General features: G+C 69.2%; 4 protein-coding genes. 1 reads left to right on the forward strand and 3 read right to left on the reverse strand.

What is annotated here, in order from left to right; all coding sequences use genetic code 11:
* On the reverse strand, window positions 1-1,389 hold a 1,389-nt coding region (locus VGD93_RS01045; protein WP_395008320.1), incomplete at its 3' end, for a hypothetical protein.
* Between the two features lie 189 nt (window positions 1,390-1,578).
* A complete protein-coding gene (locus tag VGD93_RS01050) occupies window positions 1,579-2,958 on the reverse strand; it encodes a hypothetical protein (protein ID WP_395008322.1) in 1,380 nt (459 codons plus the stop codon).
* Between the two features lie 618 nt (window positions 2,959-3,576).
* On the opposite strand from VGD93_RS01050, the gene VGD93_RS01055 reads away from it, so the two are divergent.
* Window positions 3,577-3,927, forward strand: a complete 351-nt coding sequence (locus VGD93_RS01055) for an endonuclease domain-containing protein (protein ID WP_395008323.1) — start codon at window positions 3,577-3,579, stop codon at window positions 3,925-3,927.
* A 22-nt stretch (window positions 3,928-3,949) separates the two neighbouring features.
* Here VGD93_RS01055 and VGD93_RS01060 read toward each other — a convergent pair.
* Window positions 3,950-4,493 (reverse strand): sulfotransferase family protein (locus VGD93_RS01060; protein WP_395008324.1); only part of this gene is annotated, 544 nt, incomplete at its 5' end.

Consider the following 4,493-nt stretch of genomic DNA (forward strand, 5'->3'; position numbering starts at 1 on the left):
CTCGACCGCGGCAGCCTCCGGCGGCGGCGGCTCCTCCGCCTCGACGGGCGCGGCGAGCGGAACAAGCAGCGGCGGCTCGATTTCGGTCGCCGCCAGCCTCAGGCCCTGCGGCGCGCCGAGTGCGATGCTGGTCTTGAGCGCGGCCAGGTCGGCCGTGGTGGCGGCCCGGCCGGACAGCGTGATGGCGGTGCCGCGCAGCGCGCCCTGCCCCGCGCTCATGTGGCTGAGCGCCTCGAGCACGAAATCGACGCCCGACTGGAAGCGCTCGGGAGCGCCGCGGGCCAGTTCCAGTCCTGAGGCGTCGACGCCGGCAAGCGCATCGAGGCGCGCCTGCGTCGCCGCGTCGGGCACGTAGCCGTCGAGGACGACGGCGCTGCCCTGGCGGATGGCGGTGAACTCATAGAGGGCGACGCGCGGCGGCGCCAGTTCGACATCGGCGCCGACTTCGTTGGCGGCGACGGTGACTTCGGCGGCGGTCTGGCGGTCGCCCGGCGTGCCGGCAAGGACCATGACGGCATCGCTGACGGTCACCGAGCCCTCTTCCAACCGCACAAGATTCTCGAGCAATTCCAGAGCGGTCGCCTCGAAACCTGCGGGCGCGCCGGAAGCCAGCACCAGGCTGGTCGACACCGGCACGGCTTCGCCGCCGATGGCGCGCAGGCGCTCGACGAAGGCCTCGCTCGGGCTGTGGCCGGAAACGGTCAGCCGGGCGCCGTCGAAGCTCGCGCGCCACTCGAAGGGGGCGGCGAGCGGCGGGGCGAGGTCGAGCGCGGCGACCCGGATGCCGGGCGGCGGCGCGGTTTGCGCCAGCCGGGACAGTTCGTCCCAGGCGTCGGCGGAGCGGGCGCGGCCGGCAACCGACAGAGTAAGGTCGGCGAGGCGCACTTCGCCTTCGTCGAACAGGGCGAGGAAGGCGAGGCCGTGCTCGACGGCCGCCTGCCAGGCGGCGCGCTCGGGGGCGCCGGACATGAGGCGCAATTCGTCGCTGGCGGCGCCGGCGGCGCGTGCGATGCGGGCGTGGGCGGCCTCGTCCGGCACGCCGCCGGAGAGCGCGACGCCGCTCGCATCAACGCGGGCGACGAAGGGAAACGGGCTCACCTGTTCGGCGAGGACAATGCCGGAAGTGACTGAACGGACGCCATGAACGGCGGCGACGCGTGCCACCAGATCAGCGACCATCTGCGGCGACGCGGCGGTGCCAGTGACGAGGGCGTCGCGGCCCTCGAAGCTGACGGAGGCCCAGGACAGGCGCGATTCGGATAGCGCCGCGTCGGTGCGGGAGGTGAGGTCGGCGGCGATGTTCTCGCCCGTCATCAGCACGGCGAGCGCGGTGCCGCCGACCACGGTGACGAAGCCCGGCACCCCCCACCGCAGAAACACGCCGCTCATCCCAACCCCTGCAAACTCGATTCCGTCCCGTCCTTTAGCGCGTCCGGCGGCGGCGCGAAAGCACGGTGGTGGCCACATTTCCGCCGCCCTGATGAACCGCGCCTGAATGGCCCATGGCGGCCTGCACCCCCGCAAAAAGAAAGGCCCGGCAAAAGCCGGGCCTCCCTCGTATCGGTGTAAGGGAAACCCTTACTCGAAGGTCTTGGCAGCCTTGAACGTCGCCTTGTAGGCACCGTTCGAGTACACTTCGCCCTTGAGGGACGAGGTGAAGCCGCCGCCGGGAGCCCAGGCAACCTGAGCCGAACCGTAGAAGGCGTCTTCGGCGTTCGCTTCGCCGGCATCGCCGTAGGCGAGTGTGTCGACGTCGCTGGCGTACATACCGACTTCGCCCGTGAGCGTAATGCTCTCGGTGACCGTGGCGACGACCTGCGCCGCGACCTGGTAGAAGTTGTTGTCTTCGAAGGCATCGTGGTACCAGCGGCCGCCGATGTTGATCTTCACGCCATCGGTGACGGCAAAGCCGGCCGACGCGCCGAAGCCGTAGTCGGTGTCGCCAGTGATCGCGGCGCTGGTCCCCTTCAGGGCCGGGTCGCGGTCAGCAGCAGCCTCACCGGAGATGGCGAGGGTGAACATGTCGAACGTGGCCGAGACGGAAGCCAGGGCGTTCCAGTACTCGGTGTCGTCGGCGGCAACCGCGGCGACGACCTTGAAGGCGTCGAAAGTGCCGGTGAAGCCGGCATGGATGCCCCAGTTCTCGATGGTGCCGTCGAGGACGCCGCCGCCGGCCACGGACACGTGGGCCGAGATGCCGTCGCCGGCATAGGCGATGACGCCGGCCAGCACGCCGGCCTGGGCCGGGTTGCTGTCATTGAGGTTCTCGAGGCCGACGCCGATCGAGAGGCCGTTGCCGAGGTCGGAGGTGACCTGGATCACGACGCCGCCGTCATCGACGAACTCGTCGACCACGACTTCGTCCCACTTCACGCCGACATCGACGTTCGAGGAGTTGAACAGGCCGAGGAAGTTCAGCGGGGCGTCGTCGCCGAAGTTGATGATCGAGGACTTCTTACCGGCCATGATGACGGTCGAGTCGCCGATCGCCACATAGGCCTGGTCCATGATGACGCCGCCGGTGTCGGAACCGGTGGTCGAGGACAGGTGGCCTTCGTCGTAGAAGCGGATGTCCTTGACGTCCTTGAGCTTCAGGACGGCCTTGGCCGGGCCGAAGTCGCTGTCGGCGGTGGCGACGAACTGGATCCACGACTCGAGGCGGGAATCCCACTCGAGGTTGAAGTCCTCGTCGTCAGTCCAGCCGTCGTTGAGGACGGACGTGCTGTCGTCTTCCGTCACGCCGAGCAGGGCGTCATCCTGGTAGTCGCCCCAGCTGAACGCATAGTTCACGCCGCCGGTGATCTGCAGGCAGTTGGTGTCCGACGAGATCGTCAGGCCCGAGAGACCGAGCGCATCGCAGACGTCGAGCGACGTCAGCACGCCCAGGTCAGCCGCAAATGCGCCGGTCGAGAGACCCGCCGCGGCAACAGAACCCAGAAGAAGGCTCCTGATTTTCATTGTTGACCTCCAAAGTCAGTCATTCTTTGTGCCGGTTGCCCAGCGGTTTGCCGAAACGCGACCACACTTCTTAGTGTGTGTTGTCGTCGCGTTGCGACCGACAAACGATCCCATGCATGGATTCGCAAGACCAACCATACGCAAGCCGACCGGGGACGCAACCGCGGCCAGCGGCCAAAAGCGTGGCGACAATGTGGTTGTCCCTGCCCTGTTGCAGATTCACCACAGATGCGGAAACGGGTTGTTAAGAAGTGTGAACGGGAGGGGATTGGCGGCCGCCCCCTCCCCGGCCCTCCCCGCGCCACGCGGGGGAGGGTGGGCGGCGAACTCCGCGTATCGGCCCGGCAATCCCCAGGCTCCGCACGATGGTGCCCAGCGCACAACGGCACACCCTCCCCCTTGCGGGGAGGGTTGGGGAGGGGGCGACCGAGTGCGGCGGCGCGCCCCCTCCACCACCCTTCGGGTGGTCCCCCTCCCCCGCGTTGCGGGAGAGGAGTCCTGACTGCGGGGGAGAGGAGTCCTGACTGAGAGACCAGCAGTCGGGGGCCCTCCCCCGTTTACGGGGGAGGGGGACCACGCGTAGCGTGGTGGAAGGGGCGGCAACGCCACGGGGGGCAGATGCGGGCACCGATCCTGACCCAGAAGCGCGCGAGGCTGCTGCGACGCAACCTCACGCTGCCCGAGCGTACGCTGTGGGCGCTGCTGCGGCGCGACGGGCTGGGCCTGCATTTCCGTCGGCAACACGCGCTCGGCTCGTATGTGCTCGATTTCTACTGCGCCACGGCACGGCTGTGCGTCGAGGTCGACGGGCCGGTGCATGCGGAACGGGCGGCGCCCGACGCGCGGCGGGACGCCTGGCTCGGCGAACAGGGCATAAGGACGCTGCGGTTCTCAGTGGAGGAGGTCGAGCAGAGACCGGCGGTGGTGCTCGCGGCGATACGGGACGCGGCGGCCCGCTCCTCCGGTTGAGATTTCCGCCCCCTCCACCACGCTACGCGTGGTCCCCCTCCCCCGCTGCGCGGGAGAGGAGTCCCGACTGTGAGTCGCGGGAGAGGAGTCCTGACTGCAAGAGGTCGCGGTAGGGCGCCAGGCGGTCGGCGGGTGGGGGGGATGGGCCGATTTCCGGCTCGGGGTCGAAGGGGGCAAGGCAGGGGGGGTGCCAGTCAAGGCCGCAGAAATCGAGGATGGCGCGCATCGGCGCCTCCGGGGCGCGGCGGAGGGCGGCGACGTCGACATCGAGGATGGCGCCGGGGAAGACGGCGTGCCAGTGCGCCATGAGCCGGCGGTAGAGACGGTAATACGCGGCGAGATCGCCCAGATCGGTGGAGAACTCGTAGCCGGGGCGGCCGAAATATTTCTGGTAGATGGCGACGGCGTGTTCGAGCGGGTCGCGCACGCAGTGCAGGATCACGGCATTGGGCAGCGCCAGCCGGATGAAGCCGATCTGCATCAGATTGAGCGGCATGGTGTCGAGCAGGCGCAGCGGCGGCGGCGCCAGCCGGCGGGCGCCGGCCAAGTACTCCGCCGCCAGCGCC

It is taken from the genome of Devosia sp. (assembly GCF_036406155.1).
Lineage (GTDB): Bacteria > Pseudomonadota > Alphaproteobacteria > Rhizobiales > Devosiaceae > Devosia_A.